The organism is Streptomyces sp. ISL-66, from assembly GCF_018614135.1.
Classification (GTDB): domain Bacteria; phylum Actinomycetota; class Actinomycetes; order Streptomycetales; family Streptomycetaceae; genus Streptomyces.
This window is the reverse complement of the sequence record NZ_JAGGOW010000005.1, coordinates 1-25,829: the sequence shown is the minus strand read 5'-3', so window position 1 is coordinate 25,829 and position 25,829 is coordinate 1. Positions and strand designations below refer to the sequence as shown.

Annotated in this window: 19 protein-coding genes; 6 read left to right on the top strand and 13 right to left on the bottom strand. The window is 71.3% G+C overall.

Features of this window, described 5'->3' with window-relative positions:
* Positions 1–113: 113 nt before the first annotated feature.
* From pta to pyk, 3 genes are all read left to right on the top strand, one after another.
* Complete coding sequence (gene pta, locus J7E97_RS01175) at positions 114–2,198, top strand: phosphate acetyltransferase (protein WP_215021377.1); 2,085 nt, start codon at positions 114–116, stop codon at positions 2,196–2,198.
* 96 nt (positions 2,199–2,294) lie between these two features.
* Positions 2,295–3,515: an acetate kinase gene (locus tag J7E97_RS01170; protein ID WP_215021376.1), complete on the top strand. Its 1,221-nt coding sequence runs from the start codon at positions 2,295–2,297 to the stop codon at positions 3,513–3,515.
* A gap of 63 nt (positions 3,516–3,578) precedes the next feature.
* Positions 3,579–5,009: a pyruvate kinase gene (gene pyk / locus J7E97_RS01165; protein ID WP_215021375.1), complete on the top strand. Its 1,431-nt coding sequence runs from the start codon at positions 3,579–3,581 to the stop codon at positions 5,007–5,009.
* Positions 5,010–5,106: 97 nt separating this feature from the next.
* Here pyk and J7E97_RS01160 read toward each other — a convergent pair whose 3' ends face one another.
* From J7E97_RS01160 to J7E97_RS01130, 7 genes are all read right to left on the bottom strand, one after another.
* Positions 5,107–5,763, bottom strand: coding sequence for a hypothetical protein (locus J7E97_RS01160; RefSeq protein ID WP_215021374.1), 657 nt, complete (start codon positions 5,761–5,763; stop codon positions 5,107–5,109).
* A gap of 10 nt (positions 5,764–5,773) precedes the next feature.
* A complete protein-coding gene (locus tag J7E97_RS01155; RefSeq protein ID WP_215021373.1) occupies positions 5,774–10,258 on the bottom strand; it encodes a polymorphic toxin-type HINT domain-containing protein in 4,485 nt (1,494 codons plus the stop codon).
* Positions 10,259–10,278: 20 nt separating this feature from the next.
* Positions 10,279–11,166 (bottom strand): VCBS repeat-containing protein, encoded by an 888-nt coding sequence (locus J7E97_RS01150; protein ID WP_251053568.1) that lies wholly within the window; start codon positions 11,164–11,166, stop codon positions 10,279–10,281.
* A 255-nt stretch (positions 11,167–11,421) separates the two neighbouring features.
* On the bottom strand, positions 11,422–12,708 hold the full coding sequence (locus J7E97_RS01145) for a hypothetical protein (RefSeq protein ID WP_215021371.1): 1,287 nt from the start codon (positions 12,706–12,708) through the stop codon (positions 11,422–11,424).
* A complete protein-coding gene (locus tag J7E97_RS01140; RefSeq protein ID WP_215021370.1) occupies positions 12,698–13,282 on the bottom strand; it encodes a DUF6114 domain-containing protein in 585 nt (194 codons plus the stop codon). The genes J7E97_RS01145 and J7E97_RS01140 overlap by 11 nt, the downstream gene beginning before the upstream one ends.
* 114 nt (positions 13,283–13,396) lie before the next feature.
* A complete protein-coding gene (locus tag J7E97_RS01135; protein ID WP_215021369.1) occupies positions 13,397–14,038 on the bottom strand; it encodes a DUF6230 family protein in 642 nt (213 codons plus the stop codon).
* Positions 14,039–14,672: 634 nt separating this feature from the next.
* Positions 14,673–15,686, bottom strand: a complete 1,014-nt coding sequence (locus J7E97_RS01130; protein WP_215021368.1) for a co-chaperone YbbN — start codon at positions 15,684–15,686, stop codon at positions 14,673–14,675.
* Positions 15,687–16,027: 341 nt separating this feature from the next.
* Here J7E97_RS01130 and J7E97_RS01125 point away from each other — a divergent pair, with 341 nt between their 5' ends.
* Positions 16,028–16,705 (top strand): TetR/AcrR family transcriptional regulator, encoded by a 678-nt coding sequence (locus J7E97_RS01125; protein ID WP_215021367.1) that lies wholly within the window; start codon positions 16,028–16,030, stop codon positions 16,703–16,705.
* On the opposite strand, the gene J7E97_RS01120 is transcribed toward J7E97_RS01125, so the two are convergent.
* The 5 genes from J7E97_RS01120 to J7E97_RS01100 all read right to left on the bottom strand — a co-directional run bounded on the left by J7E97_RS01120 (position 16,635) and on the right by J7E97_RS01100 (position 21,371).
* The gene (locus J7E97_RS01120; protein ID WP_215021366.1) at positions 16,635–17,192 is read right to left on the bottom strand and encodes a hypothetical protein; all 558 of its coding nucleotides are present in this window, start codon (positions 17,190–17,192) and stop codon (positions 16,635–16,637) included. The genes J7E97_RS01125 and J7E97_RS01120 overlap by 71 nt on opposite strands.
* Before the next feature lie 71 nt (positions 17,193–17,263).
* Complete coding sequence (locus J7E97_RS01115) at positions 17,264–18,964, bottom strand: methylmalonyl-CoA mutase (protein ID WP_215021365.1); 1,701 nt, start codon at positions 18,962–18,964, stop codon at positions 17,264–17,266.
* Positions 18,965–19,051: 87 nt separating this feature from the next.
* Complete coding sequence (locus J7E97_RS01110; RefSeq protein ID WP_215021364.1) at positions 19,052–19,381, bottom strand: DUF3817 domain-containing protein; 330 nt, start codon at positions 19,379–19,381, stop codon at positions 19,052–19,054.
* Between the two features lie 64 nt (positions 19,382–19,445).
* The gene (locus J7E97_RS01105; RefSeq protein ID WP_215021363.1) at positions 19,446–19,955 is read right to left on the bottom strand and encodes a MarR family winged helix-turn-helix transcriptional regulator; all 510 of its coding nucleotides are present in this window, start codon (positions 19,953–19,955) and stop codon (positions 19,446–19,448) included.
* Between the two features lie 21 nt (positions 19,956–19,976).
* Complete coding sequence (locus tag J7E97_RS01100; RefSeq protein ID WP_215021362.1) at positions 19,977–21,371, bottom strand: MFS transporter; 1,395 nt, start codon at positions 21,369–21,371, stop codon at positions 19,977–19,979.
* A gap of 183 nt (positions 21,372–21,554) precedes the next feature.
* Between J7E97_RS01100 and J7E97_RS01095 the strand changes: the two genes are divergently transcribed.
* Positions 21,555–22,547: a DUF5937 family protein gene (locus J7E97_RS01095; protein WP_374224093.1), complete on the top strand. Its 993-nt coding sequence runs from the start codon at positions 21,555–21,557 to the stop codon at positions 22,545–22,547.
* Positions 22,548–22,681: 134 nt separating this feature from the next.
* Complete coding sequence (locus tag J7E97_RS01090) at positions 22,682–23,713, top strand: glycoside hydrolase family 6 protein (protein ID WP_215021361.1); 1,032 nt, start codon at positions 22,682–22,684, stop codon at positions 23,711–23,713.
* 19 nt (positions 23,714–23,732) lie between these two features.
* On the opposite strand, the gene J7E97_RS01085 is transcribed toward J7E97_RS01090, so the two are convergent.
* On the bottom strand, positions 23,733–25,703 hold the full coding sequence (locus J7E97_RS01085) for a kelch motif-containing protein (protein ID WP_215021360.1): 1,971 nt from the start codon (positions 25,701–25,703) through the stop codon (positions 23,733–23,735).
* Positions 25,704–25,829 lie beyond the last annotated feature (126 nt).

Below are 25,829 nucleotides of genomic sequence, written 5' to 3'. Positions count from 1 at the left end.
TCAAGAGGTCAAGCCCACACCAATCGGGACATCCGACTCGTAGATCCGCCCCGCAGCGGCGAGGATCATGGTGGGCCGCACCGACATTCACACGATTGGGACGGAGACCACGCGTGACGCGCAGCGTGTACGTGACCGGTATCGAGCGGGGGGACGGCCGGCAGGTCGTCGAGCTGGGCATCATGGAGCTCCTGACCCGCCAGACGGGCCGGGTGGGCGTCTACCGCCCCCTGCTGCACGACGGGCCCGACCGGCTCTTCGACCTCCTGAAGGGCCGCTACCGGATCGACCAGGACGCCTCGACCGCCTTCGGCATGGAATATCAGGAGGCCTCCGCCATCCTGGCCGAGAAGGGCACCGACGAGCTGGTCTCCCAGCTGGTCGGCCGCTACCACCGGGTGGCGCGCGACTACGAGGTCATGCTGGTCCTCGGCACCGACTACGCCGACACCAACCTCCCCGACGAGCTGGCGCTCAACGCCCGCCTCGCCAACGAGCTGGGCGCGCTGGTCATCCCCGTCGTGGGAGGCACCAAGCATCCCACCGAGGCCGTGCACGCCGAGACCCGCAACGCGTACCGCGCGTACGAGGCCCTGGGCTGCCACGTGGGCGCGATGGTCGTCAACCGGGTGGCCCCGGAGGACCGCGAGGTGATAGCCGGGCGCCTCGCCGCCCGGCTCCCCGTGCCGTGCTACGTCCTGCCGGACGACAAGCACCTGTCCGCCCCGACCGTCGCCCAGATCACCCAGGCGCTCGGCGGCGAGGTGCTCCTCGGCGACGAGGCCGGGCTCGCCCGTGACGCCCTGGACTTCGTCTTCGGCGGCGCCATGCTGCCGAACTTCCTGGGCGCGCTGACCCCCGGCTGTCTGGTCGTCACCCCCGGGGACCGCTCGGACCTGGTGGTCGGCGCGCTCGCCGCGCACACCTCCGGCACCCCGCCGATCGCCGGCGTGCTGCTGACGCTGAACGAGCGCCCCACCCAGGCCGTCCTGACGCTGGCCTCGAAGCTGGCGCCCGGCACGCCCGTCGTCTCGGTGGCCGGCAACAGCTTCCCGACGGCCGCCGAACTCTTCTCGCTGCAGAGCCGGCTGAACTCCGCGACCCCGCGCAAGCTGGAGACCGCGCTCGGCCTGTTCGAACGCCACGTGGACACCGCGGAGCTGCGCGAGGTGCTCTCGGTGGCCCGCTCCGAGCGCGTCACCCCGATGATGTTCGAGAACGAGCTGCTGGAGCGGGCCCGATCCGAGCGCCGCCGCGTGGTGCTCCCCGAGGGCACCGAGGAGCGCGTGCTGCGCGCCGCGGACGTGGTGCTGCGCCGCGGGGTCTGCGACCTCACCCTGCTGGGCGACGAGCCGGCGATCCGGAAGAAGGCGGCCGACCTCGGGATCGACATCTCGGCCGCCCAGCTCATCGACCCGGCGACCTCCCCGCTGCGGGAACGATTCGCCGAGTACTACGCCAAGGCCCGCGCCCACAAGGGCATGACGGTCGAGCTGGCCAACGACGTGGTCACCGACGTCAACTACTTCGGCACCCTGATGGTCCAGGAGGGCTTCGCCGACGGCATGGTCTCCGGCTCGGTGCACTCCACCGCCGCCACCATCCGACCGGCCTTCGAGATCATCAAGACCAAGCCCGACGCGTCCATCGTCTCCTCGGTCTTCTTCATGTGCCTGGCCGACAAGGTCCTCGCGTACGGGGACTGCGCCGTCAACCCGGACCCCGACGCCGAGCAGCTCGCCGACATCGCCGTCCAGTCGGCGACCACCGCCGCCGCCTTCGGGCTGGAGCCGCGGATCGCGATGCTCTCGTACTCGACCGGCACCTCCGGCACGGGCGCCGACGTGGACAAGGTCCGCAAGGCCACCGAGATCGTCCGCGCGCAGCGCCCCGACCTGCTGATCGAGGGCCCGATCCAGTACGACGCCGCCGTGGAGCCCGCCGTCGCCGCGACCAAGCTCCCCGAGTCCGACGTGGCCGGCCGTGCGACGGTGCTGATCTTCCCGGACCTCAACACCGGCAACAACACGTACAAGGCCGTGCAGCGCTCGGCCGGCGCCGTGGCGGTCGGTCCGGTCCTGCAGGGTCTGCGCAAGCCCGTCAACGACCTCTCGCGCGGCGCCCTGGTCCAGGACATCGTCATCACCGTGGCCATCACCGCGATCCAGGCCCAGGGCGCACCGGTTCCCACCGCCTGAGCCCACCGCCTGAGCCCACCGCCTCAGCCCCGCGTCCGCGCCCCGCGCCCCGCCGAGCCCCCACCGAGCCTCCACCGCAAAGGAAAGACCCTCATCGTGACCGCATCGCGCGTACTCGTCCTCAACTCCGGCTCCTCGTCGGTGAAGTACCAGCTGCTTGACATGGCGGACTCCTCCCGCCTGGCGGTCGGCCTGGTCGAGCGCATCGGCGAGGACACCTCCGTGCTCACCCACGAACCGCTCGTCGGCGCCGCCGGGGACGACGGCGGCGGCAAGCGCGAGCGGGTCGGCCGGATCGCGGACCACGGTGAGGCGCTCAGGGCCGTGGCCGAGGAGCTCGCCGCCGACGGGCTGGGGCTGGACTCGCCCGAACTGGCCGCCGTGGGCCACCGGGTGGTGCACGGCGGGACCAAGTTCACCCACCCGACGCTGATCGACGACGCGGTGCTGGCCGAGATCCGCGCCCTGATCCCGCTGGCGCCGCTGCACAACCCGGCGAACGTGACCGGCATCGAGGTGGCGCGCGAGCTGCGCGCCGACCTCCCGCAGGTGGCCGTCTTCGACACGGCCTTCCACTCGACGATGCCGGAGCACGTGGCCCGGTACGCGATCGACACCGCGACGGCGGACAAGTACTCCATCCGGCGGTACGGGTTCCACGGCACCTCCCACGCCTACGTCGCCCGCGCCACGGCCGCGCTCCTCGGCAAGCCCGAGGAGGACGTGAACGTGATCGTGCTCCACCTGGGCAACGGCGCCTCGGCCTCGGCCGTGCGCGGCGGTGTCTGCATGGAGACGTCCATGGGCCTGACCCCGCTGGAGGGGCTGGTCATGGGCACCCGTTCGGGCGATGTCGACCCGGCGGTCGTCTTCCACCTGGCGCGCGTGGGCGGCATGTCCGTCGACGAGATCGATTCGCTCCTGAACAAGAAGAGCGGTCTGCTGGGTCTGTGCGGCGACAACGACATGCGCGAGGTGCAGCGGCGGGCGCAGGAGGGCGACGCCCCGGCGCGCCTGGCGCTGGCCTCGTACATCCACCGTCTGAAGAAGTACATCGGCGCCTACTCGGCCGTCCTGGGCCGGGTCGACGCCGTGGCCTTCACGGCCGGTGTCGGCGAGAACTCCTCCTCCGTCCGGGAGATGGCCCTGGCCGGCCTGGAGGAGCTGGGTCTGGCTCTCGACCTGGAAGCCAACGCGGCGCGGTCCCGCGAGCCGCGGCTGGTCTCGGCGCCGTACGCGCGGGTGGCCGTGGCCGTGGTCCCGACCGACGAGGAACTGGAGATCGCCAGCCAGACGTACGCGCTGGTTACTCGGTAGTCACTTTGGACTTTCCACCAGACGGAATATTCCGCTACGAAACAAACCGATAGGATCCGCTCCATGCGCCGTTCCAAAATCGTCTGCACGCTGGGCCCCGCCGTCGACTCTTACGAGCAGCTGAAAGCGCTCGTAGAGGCCGGTATGAACGTGGCCCGATTCAACTTCAGCCACGGCTCCCAGGCAGAACACCAGGAGCGGTACGACCGCGTCCGGAAGGTCTCCGAGGACACCGGGCGGGCGGTCGGCGTCCTCGCCGACCTCCAGGGCCCGAAGATCCGCCTGGAAACCTTCGCCGAGGGCCCCGTCGAACTCGTCCGCGGTGACGAGTTCACCATCACCACCGACGACGTCCCGGGTGACAAGTCGATCTGCGGCACGACCTACAAGGGTCTGCCGGGCGATGTCTCCAAGGGCGACCAGATCCTGATCAACGACGGCAACGTCGAGCTCCGGGTGACCGAGGTCGAGGGCCCCCGGGTCAGGACCATCGTCATCGAGGGCGGTGTCATCTCGGACCACAAGGGCATCAACCTGCCGGGTGCCGCCGTCAACGTCCCCGCCCTGTCGGAGAAGGACGTCGACGACCTCCGCTTCGCCCTGCGGATGGGCTGCGACATGGTCGCCCTCTCCTTCGTGCGTGACGCCGACGACGTCAAGGACGTCCACAAGGTCATGGACGAGGAGGGCCGCCGGGTCCCCGTCATCGCCAAGGTCGAGAAGCCGCAGGCCGTCGCCAACATGGAGGGCGTCGTAGCCGCCTTCGACGCGGTCATGGTGGCCCGTGGCGACCTGGCCGTGGAGTACCCGCTGGAGAAGGTCCCGATGGTGCAGAAGCGCCTCGTGGAGCTCTGCCGCCGCAACGCCAAGCCGGTGATCGTCGCGACCCAGATGATGGAGTCGATGATCACCAACTCCCGCCCGACGCGCGCGGAGGCCTCCGACGTCGCCAACGCGATCCTCGACGGTGCGGACGCGGTCATGCTGTCGGCCGAGTCCTCGGTGGGCGCCTACCCGATCGAGACCGTCAAGACGATGTCGAAGATCGTCGAGGCGGCCGAGGAGGAGCTCCTGTCCAAGGGCCTCCAGCCGCTGGTCCCGGGCAAGAAGCCCCGTACCCAGGGCGGCTCCGTCGCCCGCGCGGCCTGCGAGATCGCGGACTTCCTCGGCGCGAAGTCGCTCGTCGCCTTCACCCAGTCCGGTGACACCGCCCGCCGGCTCTCGCGCTACCGCACGATCCAGCCCATCCTCGCCTTCACCACCGACGAGGGCACCCGCAACCAGCTCACCCTGAGCTGGGGCGTCGATTCGTACGTGGTCCCGCACGTGGACAACACCGACGCCATGGTCGACCTCGTGGACGCGGAGCTGCTCAAGCTCAATCGCAACAACCAGGGCGACATCATGATCATCACCGCCGGCTCGCCCCCCGGCGTCCCGGGCACGACCAACATGGTCCGCGTCCACCACCTGGGCGGCGACACCCGCGACTGACGTCGCGCGCACCGTCTGAAACTCTGCCGCACAGAGACCGAGGGCGGCACCCGGATCCTGGAAGGGATCCGAGTGCCGCCCTCGGGTTTTCGGCTGCTCAGCCGAGATCGGGCCAGACGATGAAGTCACCGTCCTCGACGAGCGCCTTCTCCAGCCCCAGCGGCTCCGCGAGCGCGTGGTAGCCCGCGACGCGCGTGGGCCCGATCGGCACGAGGTAGGACTTGAGCATGCGCAGCAGCAGCCTGAAGCCAAGATCCGGATCGACCTCGGCCGCGACTCGCCGCAGCACCGGAACCACGCCCGGCACAGCGGCATAGGAGTGCCCGGCCGTGGCGGACTCCAGGTCCCGGGCCACCGACGCGATCTCGCCCAGCACCGCTTCCGTCAGCCCGAGAGCCGGCGGGGGATACGGCGGGACGGGTGCGTCCCCGACGTTGAAGGTGACGCGGTACTCGGCGATCTCCTCGATCCACATGAGCCACTGGCGTCCCTCGATCCCGCAGGCTTCCAGATCGAAGTCCCGCGAGGTCCCCGCCTGCCACAGCCCGGCCAGCTCCGGGCCGGACAGGGGCGAAGCCAGCAGCCGCTGGGTGTCCTCCAGCAGCTGGTGGGCGTACGCCCCTTCCCCGCGTTCCGTGAACCACCCCACGTGGGCGAGAGCGATGGACATCCTGTTCGTCCGCGGGTAGTGGAACGTATTCATCAGGCCGCTGAGCCCGATGTCCGAGCCGAGCCGGCGAGGGGCCTGCTTCACCAATGTGTCCTTAGTCCGTCGGGTAGCTCGTGTAGACGACATAGCCGTCCTGATGTTTTCCGTCGACCTTCTTCTTCACCTGTTTGATCTGGATGAACACACCGTTCCCGACCGGCGTCGAAACCAGTGTGGGATTGCCGTCCGCATCCGGGGGGCCCTTCTTCCACGACTTGCCCAGGGAACCCTGGTCGCGCAGCTTCCACGTGATCGGGAAGAGGTCGTCACGCGGATCGAAGTTCGGCTTTCCCTGCTGCTTCTTCAGCCATGCGAGCAACTTGTCCTTGTTGCCCGGGACCGCGCTCCACTCGTCGAAGGCTTGTCGCACGGAGGAAGCCGCAGTGGCTCTATCGGTCCACTCGGTGGCCCGCGAGTCCTTCTCCAGCTTCTCCAGAATCTTCACCCGGTCCAGGGCGACATGGTCCGACAGGGTGTGAGCACCCGAAATGCCCTCGTCACCGACGATGTCCAGACAGTTGTGGACGAGCACGTCCACCGCCGCCGCGCCCTGGGCCTGGACGAAGAAGGTGTGCAGACCGTCGACGGTAAGGTCGAACACCTCCACGGGAGCGATGTTTCCGCGATCGCCCAGAGCTGCGATCGCCTGGTCCCGGCCCTGCGGATCCCGCAGTCGGTCGTTCACCGCCAGATCCGAGGCGAAGATCCAGCCGCGGTCCACGACGAACAGCCGGTGACCCGCCGTGGTGCTCAGGCGGCTGCCGTCGGCCAGGGTGATGTCGATCAGTCGGCTGGTGTCGTGCCCGAAGGCGGCGGTCACCTGCTGCGTCCTGACCGTCCCCGCCGCGGTGTCACCCGCCATCACAACGTCGCCGACCCGCACCGACCCGATCGGCTTGTGCGAACCGTCCGCCATGAGTACGGGTACCGATGCGGGGAAGCTGTTGCGCTTGCACGAGCCGAACAGCCGCTGGGATAGATCCGCCTCGCGCTCCAAGGCGGCGATCGTGCTCGGGTCCATCTCGGCCTTGTTCGCCAGCGCCCTGGCGTCCTCCAGGCCGACGCCGGTCCTCATGACGGCGCGGTAGGCCAGCATCGAGTCCATGAGGAGTTCCAGGCGCTTGTTCTTGAGCGCCATCATCGCGTCGATGTTCAGCGCTATGCAGGCCTTCGTATCGCCCTTGGCACAGTTGACGAAGTCGTCCGTGATCATGTGCCAGAGGGTCTTCAGGAACACCTTGTCGAAGATGAGGGCGAGCTCCAGCCTGCTGAAGTACACGTCCTTGTAGTACGCCTGCAGGCCCATGGGCTCGGCGCTGATCCAGGTCACGTACTCGGCCGGGCAGTTCGCCTCGGTCACGTTCTCCGGAGCGGCCGGGTCCGTGCACAGGTAGAAATCGAGGGTGAGGTTGTAGGTCAGCTTGAACGTCACCGTGCAGCCGTCGAAGCCGATCTCCAGGACGCACTTGTTCTGGTCCACCGGCTCTCCGACCGGCTCGATCGTGTGGCGCGCGAACGCGCCCTTCTGGCCGGTCGCACCGCCCGAGGCGATGGTGTCGCGGCTCTTCTGGTTCTCCGCTCGGGTCGCCGCGTCCTGGGCCTCCTTCGCTGCTTCCTGGGCGCGGGCCGCCGCGTCCTCCGCCGTCTTGGCGTCGGTCTCGGCCTTGGTCGCCACCGTGTTCGCTGTGGACGCGTCGGCCTCGGCCGCCGATGCCGCCGTACGGGCCGACGCGGCGTCGCGCTCCGCGTCCGTGGCGGCGGCGTCCGCGTCGGACGCGTAGGTGCCCGCCGTGGTGGCCGCGGTCTGGGCCGCCGCGGCGTCAGCCGTGGCCTGCCGGTTGTACTCGACCGTCCTGGTCTCGGCGGCCTTCGCGGCCTTCGCCGCCGCTGCCGCCTCGTTGGCGGAGTTCTGCGCGGCCTGCGCCGACTTGGCCGCCTTGGCAGCCCAGTCGGCCGCCTGCAGCGCGGCCTCCGCCGCCGCCTTCGCGTCCGCGTCCGCCTGCTCGGCGAGCTTCTTCGCCTCGGCCGCCGCCTTCGCCGCCTGGTCCGCCTTGGCCTGGGCCAGGGCCGCCTGCTGCTCGGCCGCCGTCTTCGCCGCCTGGCCGGTCAGTACGGCCAGACCCGCCGAGGAGTCGGTCTCCTTGTACGGAGAACCCAGCTCGATGGCGTCGTTGGCCGGCTTGACCACCTGCATCGCCGACTCGCTGGCCGCCACGGCGGCCTGCGCCGTGGCGAAGGCGAATCCGGCCGTACGGATGGACTCCGCTCCGGCCGCCACCGCCTCGCTGCGGGCCACCGTGGCGTCGGTCTTGGCCTTCTCGGCCTTCTGGTGGGCCGTCTCCGCCAGCGACTTCGCGGTGATCGCGTTCCACTTGGCCGCGTCCGACGCGTCGATGGCGTCGGCCGCCGCCGAATGGGCCTTCGTGACCGCGGCTTCGGTGATCGCGACGTCCTTCTTGGCCGCGTCCGCCGCCGCCTGGGCGCGCTTGGCCGCGCCCTGGGCACGGGTGGCCGCCGCTCGGGCGTTCGTCGCGGCCTCGGTCGCGGTGTCCGCCTCGGCCCGTGCGGCCTTGGCCGCCGTGTCCGCGTTGTTCGCGGCGGTACGCGCGGCCGTGGCGGCGGTACGGGATGCTCCGGCCGCCTCCGTGCCTTCGTCCGCGACGGCCTTGGACTCCTTGGCGTAGGCCTTGGCCTCCAGGGCATCGCGCTGCTGCTCCGCATCGGACGCGTTGTTGCGGGCCGTCACGGCCTTCTTCTCGGCGTCGAGCGCGTCCTTCATCTTGCTCTCGGCGGTGGTTCCCGCCGTCTGCGCCGCGGACAGCTGGTTGCCCGCCTCGGTCCGCTGGGTCTGGGCCCTGGCTTCCGCCGCCTGGGCCTTCGCCCGCTCCGATTCGGCGAGTTCCTTCTGCGACTTGGCGTAGTCCCGCTCGTCCTCGGCCTGCTTCCGCTTGGCCTTCGCGTCCGCGGCGGCCGTCTTGGCCTCCTTCTCCGCGTTCTCCGCCTTGACCTGCGCGGCCTTCGCCTTGGTGGCGTTCTCGGCGGCCTTGACCGCCTGAGCGGCGGCACCCTCCGCGGCGGACTTCGCCTGCGCGGCGGCCTCTTCGGCGGCCTTGCGGCGGAACTCCGCCTTCGAGGCGTGCGCCTGCGTCATGGCCAGCGAGTTCAGGGTCTTGCTGTCGGCCGCCGAGGCGCGCGTCGCGTTCAGCGCGGTCTCGGTGGCTTTGGCCGCCGCCTGGGCAGCGGCCGCCGACGCCTTGGTGATCTGCGCCGCCTGCTGGCCGTAGAGCAGACCCCGGCCGCGGGGCAGTCCCGCCTGATCGGCGACGGCGTACGCGGCGTTCTGCGCGGTCGTCACCTTGGCGGCTTGCGCCTGGGCGTCCTGGGCCGCGCGCGAGGCCACGTACAGACGCCCGGTCGCACGGGCCTGGGCCTGCTCGATCCCCGTGCGGGCCTTGGTGAACTCACTCGCCGACGGCCGTCCGCTGCCTGCCGGAACCTTCAGGAAGTGGGCCTCCCAGTCGGTCAGCCGGCTCGCGATCATGGACTGGCCGAGCGCCTCGGCCATGGCCTGCGCGGCGATCTGCAGGTCCTTGGAAGCGGCCTGCTCGGCACCGAGGATGATGTCGCGCTGGGTGTTCTGGCCCGCGATCTCGGCCTGCCACTCCTGGGAGGCGATGGCCGCTTCGGCCGTCAGGACCTTGTGCGGGTCGAGCGGGTTGCGGGTCGCGCAGGAGGCGAAGCGCGCCTTCAGCTGCTCCACGTCGATCCGGAACTCCATCGAGTCCACGGCCGGGGCGCTGGTGGGGAAACCGCCGTTCTGCAGGAAGATGCGGGCGTCGTCGGCGTACATGGGGGTGGACCCCGCCATGTGCCATTCCCACTCCTTGCGGTCCTCGTAGGTCGCGGGGGCCTCCGGGTAGTAGCGGGCCTTCGCGATCTTGGTGGCCGCGTCGACGGATTCCTTGCCGGCCAGCGGGTGCGTGTCCGTGTAGAAGTCGCTCTCACCCGTCCAGAACCGGTCCGCGATCCAGCCCGCGTAGCCCGTCGCCGTAAAGATGGTCGGGTCGTCCGGTGGCCACTGGAATCCCGTGGGTGTGTAGCCGGGCGGGATGTCGTACATGTTCAGATTGGCCTGCCACGCCTTCTTGCGGTCGTCCATCTCGGCGAACTTGGCATTGGCGGCGGCATGGTCCTTGGCGTACGCCGCGGACAGCGGCGTGCCGTCCCAGTAGTTGCGCGCCCCGGTGGCGAGCAGCTCGGCCTCGGTTCCCTTCATGCCCGTGCGGGCGACGGCCTTCATCTCGGCGCCGCCCTTGCGGAGCACGTTGCCGAGCAGGCACTGGGCCTCGCGGACCTTCTGGGCCGCCTCCAGGTCATAGGGGGCGGGCTCTGCGGCGGCGGCCGAGCGCAGGCCGTCGAGGGGCTGCACCCCGCTGCCGGTGAAGGTGACGGCCGCGGCGGTGGCCACGGCCGTGGTGGTCAGGAAGCTCGTCCAGTTGCCGAAACGACGGCGTCTGGGCGCAGTTGCGTTCTTGCGCATACCCGTATCAGCCGTTCTGCTCAGAAGAGGACATCGAAGGCGGCCCAGCCGGAGGTGCCGATCTGCACGCGCGCGGCGAAGGGGGCGGCGGCGTTGCCGGTGCCCTTGAACAGCCACAGCGCGCCGGCGGTGTCCGCCGCTATCAGGTCGGTCTTCCCGTCGCCGTCGGTGTCGCCCGCGGAGGCGAGCGTCTTGTACGCCTGCCAGCCGCCGCCCACGGCATACCGCGTACCGACCACGGCGTCCACCGTGGCCGCGCCCGTACCGGCGTAGATGTTGAGCGTGCCGTCGCTGGAGCGGGCGAGGAGGTCCGCCTTGCCGTCGCCCGTGTAGTCGCCACGGCCCACGAGCGTCATGGCGTTCCACCCGGTGCCGACCCTGATCCGGGCCGCGAGGGTGCCGTCGGACTTGCCCTGGTACAGCCAGAGGCCGCCGGAGGCGTCCCGGCCGACCAGGTCCGCGTCGGACGTACCGCCCATGTTCCCCACGGAGACGATCGTGTCGTAGATGTCCCAGCCGCCGCCGATGACCTTGGTGTCGTTGCCGTGTTCGGCGGTGTAGTAGAGCGTTCCGGCGGCACGGTGGTAGAGGTCGTTGCCCCGGCCGCCCTCCGAGACGTTGGCCTGGGCGAGTGCGGTCGCGTCACCGAAACCGCCGCCCAGCTCGTAGGCGGACTTCAGACCGCCCGTACCGTTCGGCTCGTACGCCCGGAGCTTTCCGGCGCTCGCGTGGCGCGCGAGGAGCGGGAACGTCTTCAGGGGCGGGCCCACGGGTTGGGCCCCTATGGAGCCGGCGTTGACGGTCCCGTCCGGCCAGAGCGGCGGCGCCACGCCGGACACCCCCGCCGCGACGGCGGCCAGCACCAGACCGGCGGCACAGACCACCGCCCGGCGCAAAGAGCGGTTCATTGATTGCAGCATCGAGTTGTCGGTCCCCCGCTGAAGTCATGAGCGCGGGCATGCCACAGGCACCCGAAGACTCGGACTTCCCCCCTGGGACAGCCAACGCACCGCGCCCTGGGCAGCGGCAAGATCACATTATGCACGCCATTAACGTATGTAAAGCTCAAGGGAGTTGGCGGCCAAAAGTGAATGACCCGCCCCTCATTTGCCAGGGCGGGTCATTCACTGCGGGTCGACTTGTTCACCTGTCGAGAGCTGCTGCTACTCCGCCGGGCCGATGTAGTTCTTGAGGCCCGGGACGGTCAGGGTGCCGCCGAACTGGCCGGCCTGGACGACCTTGGCGTTCGTGAAGAACGCGAAGGGGACGTTCAGGGGCGGCGGGCTGTTCGGGCTGAACTCGATCGGGATCAGGCCGAAGAGGTTGCCCTTGAGGCTCTCGGTGTACATCGTCACCTTGGCCCCGCGGATCTTCGAGGTGGAACCGGGTCGGGACTTCAGATGGGCGATCTGGCCGCCCTTGCCGACCGTCTGGTAGAGGTCCTTGATGTCCAGCGAGTCCGCCGTGAACTTCAGGACCTTCTTGGTCTTGCCGCCCGCCGTCTTCACCTCGACGATGCCCTCGTAGTCGAGGCCGTAGAGGGTCAGCAGCGAGCTGTCGAGGTACCAGGGCTCGTCCGGGAGCAGCGGGATGCCCTGCTCCAGTTCGGCGTCGGCCAGGGCCTTGGCGTCGTAGGTCGGGCACGGGAAGGGTTGCTTCCCGTCCGCGTCCTTCTTGGCGTCGGCCTTGTCGTCGGCCGCCGCCTTGGCGGCGGCCTTGGCCTTGGCGTCGGCCTTGGACGTGCCGCCGGTCTCGTCCTTCGGGGCGGTCGCGGTCTTCTTGACGTCCTCGGAGAGCTCCGAGACCTCGACGCCGGCCGTCTTCGCGGCTTCGCGGATCGCGTTCGCGGCCGGGTCCGGGGCGGGCGCCGGCGCGGTCGGGGCCGCCGGCTTCGGCTCCGGCGGGGCCACCGCGGGCTGGAGGGGCTTGCCGAGCTCGTCGAAGAGGCCCTTGACCGCGTCGCCGAGACCCAGCGGGTCCAGCGGGTTCGCCGTCTTGGTCTCCGGGGCGGGGGCCGCCTGCTTCGCGGCCGGCGTCTCCACCGGCTTCTCCGCGGGCTTCGCGGCCTCCTTGGACGCCGACGGGCTCGCGCTCGGGGAAGGCACCGCGGTGGGCGACGTGCCCGGCGACGGCTCCGCCTTCTCCGCCTTCTTCGAAGGCGTCTTCGACGGGGACGGGGACGGGGAGGCCGACTCCGCGGGCTCGTCGGACCGCGTCACACACGGTCCGGGCGCGAAGGGGATGTCCTTGTCGTCGGCCACGGCCAGCTTCGGCGCCATGCCCATGCCGACGAAGACCGCCGTCGGCATGGCCGCCAGAGCCATCGTCTTGCCGACGGGTATCTGGAATTTGGTCAGCAGCGACTTCCTGGGCGCCGCGTGGCGCGGGCCCTTCTTCTCACGGGACTGCGCATCTGGGGCGACACCCCGCTGCGTTTCGTCACCCCGCACTGTTCCTCCCGCCATCGGCGTGGGCAGTCGTCTCGCTCGCGTATGCCTGCGTTTCCGTTGCGCGCTGTCCCACAAGGCCCTGGGAGCCCGCCATCGCCTCCGCCTTGCCCATGTCCACGGCGCGCATTGAGCCTCTGGCGTCCACTGCGTCCGCCTCTTCCTCGGGCTTGCCCGGCATCCAGGACAGCGCGAGACCGCCGCCGACCAGAGCGGGGATGAGGCCCAGGCCGAAGCCACCGAGGTTCGACACCGGCACAGACACCAGCCCCAGCAGGATGGCGGCGACACCCGCGAAGATCCGTACGCCCTGCTGGAACCAGAGCGTCAGCCCCAGCGTGATCAGGAGGACGCCGATGATCAGCGAACCGGAACCGGTCGTCGTCGCCATCGCGAGGGTGACGTTGCCGAGCCGGACGTCCCCGTACGGGAAGTAGATGATCGGAGCACCGCTGAGGAGCGTGAACAGACCTGCCCAGAAGGGGCGGCGACCGCTCCACGCGTGGAAGCGGTAGTACACCATCGTGAGCCAGGCGTCGTCTTCGGCGCGCACGTAAACCGGGGCCTGGGGGTTCATGGACAACAGCTCCCTGGAAACGGGTGGTACTGAGAACTATGTGGAGCCCGGACGGGCGGGCGACGGCGACGGCTGCCGTCGCCGCCCGCCCGTCCGGCTACGCACCGGGAGCGACTACTTCTCGTCCTGGTAGCAGGGCTGGTCGCCACTGAGGAGGCGCAGCTTCAGGTTGGGCAGCTTGAAGGTGCCTGCCGTCGTCGCCCAGGCCTTCTGGCGCACGTTGGACAGCACCGCGCGGTCCGCACGCTGCGAGAAGGCGTACGGGCTCGCGACCGTACCGGCCTGCGGCTTGGTCTTGTGGCTCGCGTCGCCCACGGCGACACCGATGTCGAGGTTCTCGAACTCGGCGTCCGTGTCGAGCTCGGCGACATCCAAGTAGATGTTGGTCGCCACGGCGGGCACGCCCGGCTTGGTGCCCGTGTTGAGCCTCAGCGTGATGTTGCCGAGCGGAGTCGGCGTCACCAGCGACTGGCACATGTTGGTGATCTCGGCGTGGCTGAACCCGGAGATGGTGACCGGGTGGTGCGCCACGTTGCCCTTGAGGTCATGCCCCTCGGCAATGCCGCCGTACTGGATCAGGTTGCGACCGTCGAGCTTGTCGGCCGAAACCTTGAAGTCCTGGCCCGAGACGGCGAAGGAAGCCGCGAGGGCACCCTGCGCCAGACCCACACCGACCACGGCCGTGGCCGCGATGCTCGGAACCATGACGAGCGCGAAGCGCTTCCATCTGGTCCCGCCACGAATCTGAGAACTCATTTCGTTCCTCCTTCTCGGACGTACATCTCCGGTCCGGGCCGTGCCCGTCCTGGGATGGGAGAAGTGCTACGTCCTCGGGAAGGAGCGCAGGCTGCCGAGCCGCAGCGAGCCGCGTCCCGTACACCGGCGATCACCCCCGAGCGACAACCACTTGGCCACGCGTTCGCGCAACCTGGGGGACAGGCTCCGCCGTGTGGCGAAGACCCCCCTGTCCCACGGCCGGTGCCACTGCCACCGGCCGGCCCGGTGGGGACCCTTCGCCGCGGCTCCGGATGAGCGGCTCTGCGGGAAGGACCGAGCGTCGCCGATCGTGGTCCATTCGCGGCCGGGGCACAAGGGGGTTCGTTACTGGCGGGTAACGGCCGAATAACGCGAGGAAGACCTGTTGATGTCGGGCGGCAACACAGGGTGTCACCAAGGGCCACGACAGACCGGGGGAAGAGTGAACACACCGGACAGTTCACGGGGTTCGATTTACTGCGAGTAACAGCGGCCGCGATTGCCAAGTTTTGGCAAAGTGCGGCCGCTGTTTATCTCCGTGTCAACAAATCACCGGCGCGGGGTGGGCGCCGGACCGGCGTCGGACCGTGCCGGACGGACACCGCACCGAAGCCGGACCAGCGGCGGGGCCGCGTTAGAAGAGCACCCGCGCGAGCGCCGCACGGGCCGAGGAGACCAGCGGATCGTCCGCGCCGACGGCTTCGAACATTTCGAGCAGCCTCACCCGTACGGAATCCCGGTCCTCACCCACCGTCACGCGGACGGTGTCCACCAGGCGCCCGAAAGCGTCCGCCACGTGCCCGCCGGCCAGATCCAGGTCCGCGGCGGCGATCTGCGCCGCCGGATCGCGCGGGTTCTCGGCCGCCGCGGCACGCACCGCCTGCGGGTTCATGTCCTTGACACGGGCGAGGAGTTCGGCCTGCGCCAGGCCCAGCTTGGCCTCGGTGTTGGCCGGATCCGACAGCAGGACGTTCTTGTACGCCTGTACGGCGCCGCCCAGGTCATTGGCGTCGAGCGCCGCGACGGCCGCGTCCAGCAGCGCGTCGTACGGTCCGGCCGGCGCCTCGGCGGGCTCCTCACCGGGGCCGCGGCCCGGGCCGCCCGCGCCCTCGGCGGCCGGATCCACGGCGACACCGAGGACTCCGAAGCGCTCCTCGGCGATCTGGACCAGCTGGGCCAGGATCGCGCGGACCTCGTCCTCGGGCGCGAAGTCCTGGAACAGCGGCATCGCCTGCCCCGCGACCAGGGCGAAGACGGCCGGAAGGGCCTGGATGCGGAACTCGCGGACCAAGTTCTGGCTGGCCGCGACGTCGAGGGCGGCCAGGGCCAGGCGGCCGTTGGCCTCGACCGTGAGCCGCTCCAGCAGCAGGCTCTGCTCGCGGCCCTGCTCGAAGCCCTCGGCACGGAAGTCGAGGATGACCGGAACCTCGCCCGAGAGCGGGACGACATGGCTCTCGAACTGGGTCTCGTCGGTGTCGAAGACGAGCGCGGAGGGCGGAACCGCCCCGGCGGACGCGGGCGCACCGCCCTGAGCGGCCTTCCGGGACGCCTCGGCGCGGGCCTGCTCGGCCTTCGCCTTGGCCTCGCCGGCCGCCTTCACCGCGGCGAGGTCGACGACGCCGCTCATGGACATGTTTCTGGGCTGCATGCGTACATCCTCCCCCGTGTGCGCGCGCCGACGAAAAAGATCGGCCGAAACGAACCGATCGCGGTATCCGTCGCACTGCCGAACTGCCCGCGCACGCCGTACCGCCGTACTGTCCGACTCCCGCCGTGTCGGCCGCGACCTGCGCGGCCGCGGCCGTCGTGCGTGTCCTGCTCGTCCTACTGTGGCGCCGGGTCCCCACCTGGCGCCGTAGCTCTTCGCGTGGTTGCCGCTCTTACGCTACGACCCGTAGCGTAACTCGCCCCGCCCGTCCGCGCCCCGTGATCTGAACCACACCGGCGGGGCCCCCGACGGTTCCAGTACCGGCGGGTATGGTCTCGGCCATGCGCAACCCCAGCTCAGGCGCTCCCCTCCCCTCGCCGCCCTCCCCGGCCGCTCGCACCGGCCGCCCGCGCAGTGCCGCGGCCGACGCCGCGATCCTCGCCGCGACCCGGGACGCGCTGGTGGAGCTGGGCTGGTCGAAGCTGACGATGGGGGACGTCTCGGCGCGGGCCGGCGTCGCGAAGACCACCCTCTACCGGCGCTGGTCCGGCAAGAACGAGCTGGTCGTGGACGCCGTCGCGGAGCTCTTCGACTCCCTGGAGCTCCCCGACCGGGGCTCCCTCGAAGCGGACATCGAGTACGTGGTGCTCCGGTTCGCGGAACTGCTGCGACGCCCGGAGGCCCGTACCGCCCTGATGGCGGTCGTCGCCGAGTCCACCCGGGACCAGGCCCTGCGGGACCGGATCCGGTCGGCCATCGTGGACCGGCAGAAACGTCTCGTCGTACTGGGCCGCGAGCGGGCGCAGGCCCGCGGCGAACTCCCCTACGAGGAGGACGAGTCCCTCGCCGCCCACACCACGGACCTGATCTTCGACGTGATCGCGGGCACGGTCGTCCACCGCGCGCTGGTCAGCTCCGAGCCGGTCGACGAGCTGTGGGTGGCCTCCTTCACCGCCCTCCTGATGCACGGCCTCCGGGGCGCGGCCGGCGGCGCCGCTCCCGGCCCCGCGCGGGCGTGACCACGGGGGGCCGCCCGTCCGACAGCGGCAGGAAGTCCGGGCACCAGGCGGGGGCCGCCATGATCAGCGCCTCCGAACGCGGATTGTGGCCCGGCCAGGGCCTCGGGCGGCCCGGCCACTCGGCCCACCGCAGGCTGTCCGCCTCCTCCGGCGGCAGCAGTCCGCTCGCCACCAGGGCGGCCCGGCCCGCTTCCAGCCCGGCGAGCCGGTAGCCGTACTCGGAGGAGTCCACCTCGTGGAACCGGGCGTCGACGAGCAGCACCGAAGCCGCCACCCCCTCCAACCCGCGCTCGATGCCCGCCCGCACGCACGGCACGTACCGCGCGGGCAGCGAGGACTCCGGCACGGCGTTCAGGACCTCCGTCAGACCGTCCGGGCCCGGCGGCTCGAAGTCGGCGGCGACGTACGCGTACGGCCCGCAGTTGGTCTGCATGACCACGCGGGCGCTCACCCCGTACACGGGGACGGGAAGACGAAGGCCGGTCATGGCCGCCACCTTAGGGGTGGACGGCCGTGACCGGCCCGTAGAGGAGGCCCGCCAGATCCCGGGAGGCCGCGTCAGAAACCGGGCGGCTCCGTGTACGTGCCCCACTCGTCGCGCAGCAGGTTGCAGATCTCGCCCATCGTGGCCTCGGCGCGCGCCGCGTCCAGCATGGCCGGGATCATGTTCGACCCGTCCCGGGCGGCGGCCAGCATGGCGTCCAGCGCCCGCGTCACCTTCGCGTCGTCGCGGCCCGCCTTGCGCTCCGCGAGCTCGCGCACCTGCACGCGCTCCACTTCGTGGCTGACGCGCAGGATCTCCAGGTCCCCGGTGACCGAGCCGTGGTGGACGTTGACGCCGACGACCCGCTTGTCGCCCTTCTCCAGTGAGCGCTGGTACTGGAAGGCCGACTCGGCGATCTCGCCGGTGAACCAGCCGTCCTCGATGCCGCGCAGGATGCCCGAGGTGATCGGGCCGATCGGGTGCTGCCCGTTCGGGTGGGCGCGCAGTCCGCGCTCCTTGATCTGCTCGAAGATCTTCTCGGCCTCGGCCTCGATGCGGTCGGTGAGCTGCTCGACGTACCAGGAACCGCCCAGCGGGTCGGCCACGTTGGCGACGCCGGTCTCCTCCATCAGCACCTGCTGGGTGCGCAGGGCGATTTCGGCGGCCTGCTCGCTCGGCAGCGCGAGGGTCTCGTCGAGGGCGTTGGTGTGCAGCGAGTTGGTGCCGCCGAGAACGGCCGCGAGGGCCTCCACGGCGGTGCGGACGACGTTGTTGTACGGCTGCTGCGCGGTGAGGGAGACTCCGGCCGTCTGGGTGTGGAAGCGCAGCCACATGGTCTTCTCGGACTTCGCCCCGTACACCTCCTTCATCCAGCGGGCCCAGATGCGGCGGGCGGCGCGGAACTTGGCGATCTCCTCGAAGAAGTCGAGGTGCGCGTCGAAGAAGAAGGAGAGCCCGGACGCGAAGTGGTCCACGTCCAACCCCCGCGAGAGGCCCAGCTCCACGTAGCCGAAGCCGTCCGCGAGCGTGTACGCGAGCTCCTGCGCGGCCGTGGCCCCGGCCTCGCGGATGTGGTAGCCGGAGACGGAGAGCGGCTTGTAGGCGGGGATGCCGTTCGCGCAGTACTCCATGAGGTCGCCGATGAGGCGCAGGTGCGGCTCGGGCTCGAAGAGCCACTCCTTCTGGGCGATGTACTCCTTGAAGATGTCGGTCTGGAGCGTCCCGTTGAGGAGGGCCGGGTCGACGCCCTGCCGCTCGGCGGCGACGAGGTACATGCAGAAGGCGGGGACGGCCGGCCCGCTGATGGTCATGGAGGTGGTCACGTCGCCGAGCGGGATGTCCTTGAAGAGGACCTCCATGTCGGCCGCGGAGTCGATGGCGACCCCGCAGTGGCCGACCTCGCCGAGCGCGCGCGGGTCGTCGGAGTCCCGGCCCATGAGGGTCGGCATGTCGAAGGCGACGGAGAGCCCGCCGCCGCCGGCGGCCAGGATCATCTTGTAGCGCTCGTTGGTCTGCTCGGCGTTGCCGAAGCCGGCGAACTGCCGGATGGTCCAGGTCCGCCCCCGGTAGCCGGTGGCGTGCAGGCCCCGGGTGTAGGGGTACTCCCCCGGCCACCCGATGCGCTCGAAGCCCTCGTACGTATCGCCGGGCCGCGGCCCGTAGACGGGATCGACGTCATCCCCGGAGAGCGTGGTGAAATCGGCCTCGCGCTTGCGGGCCTTGTCGTAACGGGCCTGCCAGCGACGGCGGCCCTCCTCGATGGCGTCAGCGTCCATACCCCTGAATTTACTAGGACGTCCTAGTAAATGTCGATGGGCAACCCCCGGAGAGTCGCTCCCCGGGGGTCCGGATCGACCCGTGCCCTAGGCCTTCGCGGTCGCGAGGCCGTCCGCGACCAGCGGCTCGACCTCGGCGCGGACCTTGCGCTCGACGAAGAAGGCGGCCAGCGGGATGGTGCCCGAGAGCAGCACCCACAGGAGCTTGCCGAAGGGCCACTTGGCCTTGGAGCCCAGGTCGAAGGCGAAGACCAGGTAGATCATGAACAGCACACCGTGCGCTTGCGAGACCGCGAAGGTCAGGTCGGCGCCGGTGTCGAAGCCGTACTTCGCCACCATGCAGGAGCAGAGGATCAGGAGCATGACCGCGGTCACGTAGGCCATGACGCGGTAGCGGGTCAGCACGCTTCGTTTCATGCCGTCGAGCCTAGCCGTCCGTTTTGCACGATCTTGCAGCGGGCCGCCCCGGCACAGACCGCGGCTACTTCTCCTCGAAGTCCGCGGCCGCCACGCGCAGCGGGCGCAGCAGGGCGAAGATCTCCGCGCACTCCTCGGCGTCGTACGCGCTCAGCCCGAAGTCGATCTCCATCAGCGCCTTCGTCGCCGCCTCGACGACCTCGCGACCCTTGTCCGTGATCGAGGCGAGCGTGCCGCGGCCGTCGTTCGGGTTGGGACGCTTGGCGACGAGCCCGGACCTCACCAGCCGGTCCACCGTGTTGGTGACCGACGTCGGGTGGACCATCAGACGCTCGCCGATCTTCGACATCGTCAGTTCCCCGGCCTTGGAGAAGGTCAGCAGCACCAGCGCCTCGTAGCGGGCGAAGGTCAGTCCGTACGGTTTGACGACCGCGTCGACCTCGCCGAGCAGGATCTGGTGCGCCCGCATGATCGAGGTGATCGCGGCCATCGACGGCACCGGCCCCCACCGCTGCTGCCACAGTTCGTCGGCGCGGGCGATGGGGTCGAAGGGAAGGCTGAGCGGTTTGGGCACGCACCAGACCCTACCGGGCGGTCATTTGGCGCCGGGATCCGTCTCACGCCTCGGCCCGTCGCTCCCGCGCACCTCCGCGAGCAGCAGCAGGACGACACCCGTGGCGAGGACGGCGGCGATCGTGACCACCGCGTGCACGGGCAGGAACTCCGCGGCCGCCCCGGCCAGCGCCATGCCCACCCCCTGCGAGGTCATCAAGCCGGTGCTCAGCAGGGTCATCGCCCGGCCGCGGAGCTCCTCGGGGACGGCGTCCACGTACCACTGGTCGAGACCAAGGGTGTAGGCGTGGGCCAACCCGGCCAGGACGAGCGCGGCCAGCAGGAGCGGTACGCCGGGCCGGACGGCGTAGGCGAGCAGCGGGACCGGTGCGAGGGCGGCGAGCGGGGCCACGATCCGCGAACGCGTTCGGGCGGTGAGCGCCGAGCCCGCCCACAGCTCCCCGGCGATGGTGCCGGCCGGCAGCGCGCACATCAGCAGCCCCAGCGCGGCGGTGGAGGCGCCGATCCCGGCGGCGTACGGGGTGAGCAGCGCCTCGGGAACGACCACGAAGAGCGGCGGCAGCCAGCACAGCAGGGTCAGCGCACGCAGCCGGCGCTCGCCCAGGACCGCGCGCAGTCCCGCGAGCGGGGAGCTGCGGGGCGCACCGTCCGCGGCGCGGGCGGGCCGGGCCCGGGTGCCGAGGCGCAGCAGGAGCGCCGAGCCGAGGAATCCGGCGGCCGTGAGCGTGATGGCCCCGCGCGGGGCCAGCACGGTGAGCAGCAGCCCGCCGAGGCCGAAGCCGATGAGCTGGGCGCTCTGCGCGACCATCCGCAGCAGGGAGCGGCCGAGGACGTAGGCGTCCCCGGCGCCGAGGATGTCGGCGAGGGAGGCGCTGCGGGTGCCCTGGAACAGCGGTGCCACGAAGGCCATCGCGCAGCGCAGTACGAGGAGCAGCGCGACGGGGGTGGCGGGCACGGCCATGGCCGCCGCGCAGGCCGCGCAGAGCAGGTCGCAGCCGACGAGCACGCGGCGGGCGGGAAGCCGGTCGGCCAGGGGGGCGAGGAGGGTGCCGCCGAAGGCGTAGGGGATGAAGCCGATGGCGAAGGTGAGGGCGCTCATCAGGGGCGAGCCGGTGGCGCGGAAGACGAGGACGGTGAGCGAGATCTCGGCGACGACGATCCCGAGCACGGACAGCAGGTGCGCGGCGAAGACGGGCCGGAACTCCCGGACGCGGAAGATGGAGCGGTAGCCGGCGGGTTCCTTCGCGGAGGCGGGGGCGAGCGCCGGAGCGGGGGCGGGGGCAGGAGCGGGCTCGGAGGCCCCCGGCCCGGGTCCCGACCCGGACACGGCGGAGGCGGAGTCCCGCACGGAGCCAGGGGCCCCCTGGGGTGTGGTCCGGGGTTCGGCGGGGGGTGTGCCCGGGTCGACGGTGGTCATACGGATCACCTTGGCGACGCCTAGGCTGGGACGACAGAGATTCGTCCCAGCCCGAATCACCGCGGCCACCCCGCCTCGCCCCGGGCCCCTCGGCGGCTCGGGTGATCCGGTGATCCGGGGCCCGGCGGCCGGATGCGCCCCGGGGGCGGTCCGGTCCGTTCCGCCCGAACCCCGGAGGGCCCCGTGACGTTCCACTATCGCTTCGGTCCCGCGGACCTGATGCGCTGCCGCTTCTCCATCTCTCCCCGCTGGGAGACGCAGGAGGCGGTACGGGTCCTGCTGGATCCTCGGCGGCACGCCTACCACCTGCCCTGGCTCCGGCAGATCCGCGCGGCGGCGGCCGGGCTGGACCTGCGTCCGCTGTGGCTGCTGATGCCACGTGCCGGGCACAATCCGGATTTCCTCAGTCCGCCGCCGGCGGGCCCCTCCGTCACCTTCGAGGAGGAGCTGGCGCGGGTCCGGGCCGCCGATCCGCAGGCGGCCGAGGACGACCTGCGACGCTCCCTGGTGTGCACCCCGGGAGCGCTGGAGAGCGAGGCCGGGCAGCGGATGCTGGCCGATCCGGCGCGGGCGGTCCAGGAGTTGGCCGACCTGATGGAGGCGGCCTGGCACGCGCTGGTCGCCCCGCACTGGCCCCGGCTGCGGGCGCTCCTGGAGGCCGACATCCTCTTCCACTCGCGGCGGCTGGCGGCGGGCGGGCTGGAGGCGCTCTTCGACGGCCTCCACCCGGACCTGCGCTGGTCGGGCGACACCCTGACGATCGACCGCCGCAACCACCACGACCGCTCGCTCGACGGCCAGGGGCTCCTGCTCATGCCGAGCGCGTTCGTCTGGCCGGAGGTGGTCGGGGGCTACGACCCGCCGTGGCAGCCGACGCTGGCGTACCCGGCCCGCGGCATCGGCGCCCTGTGGACGGCCTCGGCGGGCCCGACCCCGCGGGCCCTCGCGCGGCTATTGGGCCGCGCCCGCGCCGACGTCCTCTGCGCGCTGAGCGATCCGGCCTCGACCACGGCCCTGGCCCACCGCCTGGGCCTCGCCCCTTCCACGGTCTCGTCCCACCTGAAGGCCCTTCAGGGCGCGGGCCTCCTGGTCGCGTCCCGCCACGGCCACCAGATCCTCTACGAACGCACCCCCCTGGCCATCGCCCTGACCGCGGGTCCGACGGCCGGGGCGTAGGCCGACGCCCGCACACCCGCACGCATGCCCACCCACCCCACCCCGCGCGGCGGTGTCGCGGCCGGGCCCGAATGACCGTCATGTCACGATATCCCGGTCCGCTGCCCGCCCCTTCGCCCCGAGGAAGCCGCCGGATGCCAGTCCGTCGCAGAGCCCGCACCCCCCTCACCACCGCCGTCGTCCTTGCCCTCGCCCTCACCGCACCGGCCTGCAGCAACGCCCCCGCCGCGCGGCCGGAATCCGCGCCGCCCGAGCGCCCGGCGGCCGTCGGCATCCTCGACGAGTCGCCGTTCTGGGTGGACCCGCAGAGCGACGCGGCCCGGCAGGTCGCCGCCTGGGAGGCGCAGGGGCGCAACGGCGACGCCCAGGTCCTCCGGCGGATCTCCGACCGGCCGATGTCCCTGTGGGGTCCCGGGGACGACCCCGGCCCCCAGATCCGCCGGGCCGGGGAGAGCGCCCGCGCGGCCGGCCGCACGCTCGTCCTCACCGCGTACAACATCCCGTACCGCGACTGCGGCCAGCACTCCGCCGGCGGCGCGGCCGGGGCCGCCGCCTACCGCAGCTGGATCGGTGCCTTCGCCGACAACATCGCCGACAACAAGGCCCTGGTCATCCTGGAGCCCGACGCGGTCCCGCACGTCGTCGACGGCTGCACCCGGGCCGACCACCACGACGAGCGCCTGCGCCTGCTCTCCGAAGCCGTCGACCGGCTCAAGCGCAACAAGAACACCAAGGTCTACCTGGACGCCGGCAACCCGGACTGGATCCCGGACCCGATGAAGCTGGTCGGTCCCCTCTACCGGGCCGGGCTCGAGCACGCCGACGGGTTCTCCCTCAACGTCTCCAACTTCCAGCCCGACACGGCCGCCCGGGAGTACGGAGCGGCGATCTCCAAGGCGGCCGGGGGCAAGCACTTCGTCATCGACACCAGCCGCAACGGCGCCGGCCCGCTCCCGGGCGCCGACCGGGCACATTCCTGGTGCAACCCGCCGGGCCGGGCGCTGGGGACGCCCCCGACCGACCGGACGGGCGACCCGCTCGTGGACGCGTACCTGTGGATCAAACGCCCCGGCGAGTCCGACGGCCCCTGCCGCGGCGGTCCGCCGGCGGGCACGTGGTGGCCGGACTACGCCCTGGGCCTGGCCCGCCGCTCCACCGACCAGTAGTGCCGTGGCCGGGCGGTGTTCAGCCGGAGGAGTCCGCCCGGACGCGTATCCACTTCGCCACCGACGGGGTCCCGTCCGCGTCCGTCACGAAGAGCATGTACCAGCCGGGCGGCACCAGGGTCGGGTCCGCCGGCACGGTGACCGTCACCGTGCCGGACGCCTTCTCCAGCCCGAGTTCGACCGACCGCTGCTCCACGTCCGTGGTGTGCGTGACCGCGCTCGGCCGCATCAGGCGGGCCCGCTCGATGCGCCGCGCCCCCTTCGCCTCGAAGGTGGCGCGGCCGCCGGGGCGGACCTCCTCGGGCCCCCTGCCGAGGACCGGCCGCAGCGCCGGGTCCCGGTACAAGTAGGGCGGGGTGTACACCTCCAGCCGGTGTTCGAACCTGCCCAGTCTGGTGTTGTCCTTGTCCGCGAAGAGCGGGTCGGAGCCGAAGGTGGCCACCCTGCCGTCGGGCAGCAGCAGCGCCTCGGAGTGGTAGTTGCGGCCCACCGTCGGATCGGCCGCGGCCACGAAGGAGTCCGTGCGCGGGTGGTAGAACTGCGCCTTGCGGATGTCGCTGGCGCCCCGGCCCCGGTAGTCGGCGGAGCCGCCCGTCGTGAAGACCGAGTCGTCGGGGAGCAGCACGCTGCTGAGGTAGCGGACGCCGCGGGGCAGCCGGGCCGTCGAGCGGAAGACCGGCTCGGCCTCCTTGAGGTCGACGACCGCGGTGCGGGCGGTGGCGAGCTTGGACTCGCCGACCCCGCCCCCGCCGAGCACCATCACCTTCTGGTCCTGCGCCGGCGGGAGCAGCACCGAGGAGGAGGTTTCCAGCTGGTCGGGGTCGGCCAGTCCGCCGACCTTCCGGAACCGGTTCGCCGTCAGGTCCCACAGGCCCGGCTCGCGCCCCTTGTCCTTGGGCCCGTAGCCCGCGTTGGAGCCGGTGTAGAGGAGTTCGCCGCCCTGGGTGAGGAAGAGGGCGGGGTAGGTGGGGAAGTAGTGGGAGGGCCCCTTGGACCACTTCTTCGTGCGGGGGTCGTAGTACTCGTTGTCGCCGGGTACGACGTCACCCACGTCGTTGAGCCCGGACACCGCGAGGACCCGTCCGTCCTGGAGGCCGACCAGGGTCGGGTACCAGCGGGCGTCCTTCATCGGGTCGACCGGGACGTACTTCTCCGCCTTGGGGTCGAACTCGTAGGCGGACTTGATGCCCTGGAAGTCCTGCTTGTCGGCGCTGAGCCGTTCCGCGAGCCCGTAGACGTCGTTCGCGTCCTTGCCGGTGAGACCGGCCACCGCGTACTGCGCGGCCTGGGTCGTCAGCCCGGCGGCGCCCCGCTCCACCGCCTCCACGAAGACCCGGGCCTCGGCGGCGACCACCTTGGTCTTCCACGGCAGCACCTGCCCGCCGCGCCCGCGGGCGATCTCGAACCGGCGGGTGGCCCTGGGGACGGTGACGTCGAACTTCGACACGTACTCGACGCCCGAAGGGGACCGGAAGACGGTCCCCTTCGGCAGTCTGACCGCCTTGTCCGGGTTCTCGTTCTTGACCCTCATGCCGCCGCCCGCGCGGGTGACCTTGCCGTCGAGGACCTCGTAGCGAGCCGTCCCGCCGGCCACGAGCAGCTGTCCGTCGGGGAGTTGGCTGTGTCCGGAGCAGAAGAAGTCCTCGGGCGTCGGGATCTTCTTGAAGGTGTCGTCCTTCGGGTCCCACAGGACGGTGGAGAAGGTGCCGTTGTCGAAGTTGCGCTGGTCGTTGCCGGAGCCGGCGATGAGCAGGACCTTGCCGGTGTGCAGCAGCGCCGCGTGCATCGCGTTGATCTTGTACTCGTCGGGGAGGCCGATCAGCGCCCAGGAGCCGTACTGGGCGCGGTAGCCCGGCCGCCCGATCTTGTACGCGTGGTACCTGGCCTCGGCGAAGGAGAGCGCGGCGGGCGCGTTGAGCGCGAGGAGCAGCAGGGCGGCCCCCGCCCCCAGGACGGTCTTCCTGAACTGCTGCGACGGCCGGTACCCCATGGCTCAGTCCCCTCCCGTGATCGCCGCGTACGCGGGCTCCGGCTCCTCGCCCGGTCCGGGGCCGCCGCCCCGCACGGCCGGGCCGGGGCCGCCCCGCCCGCCGTGCCCGGGGCCGCCCCGCACGGC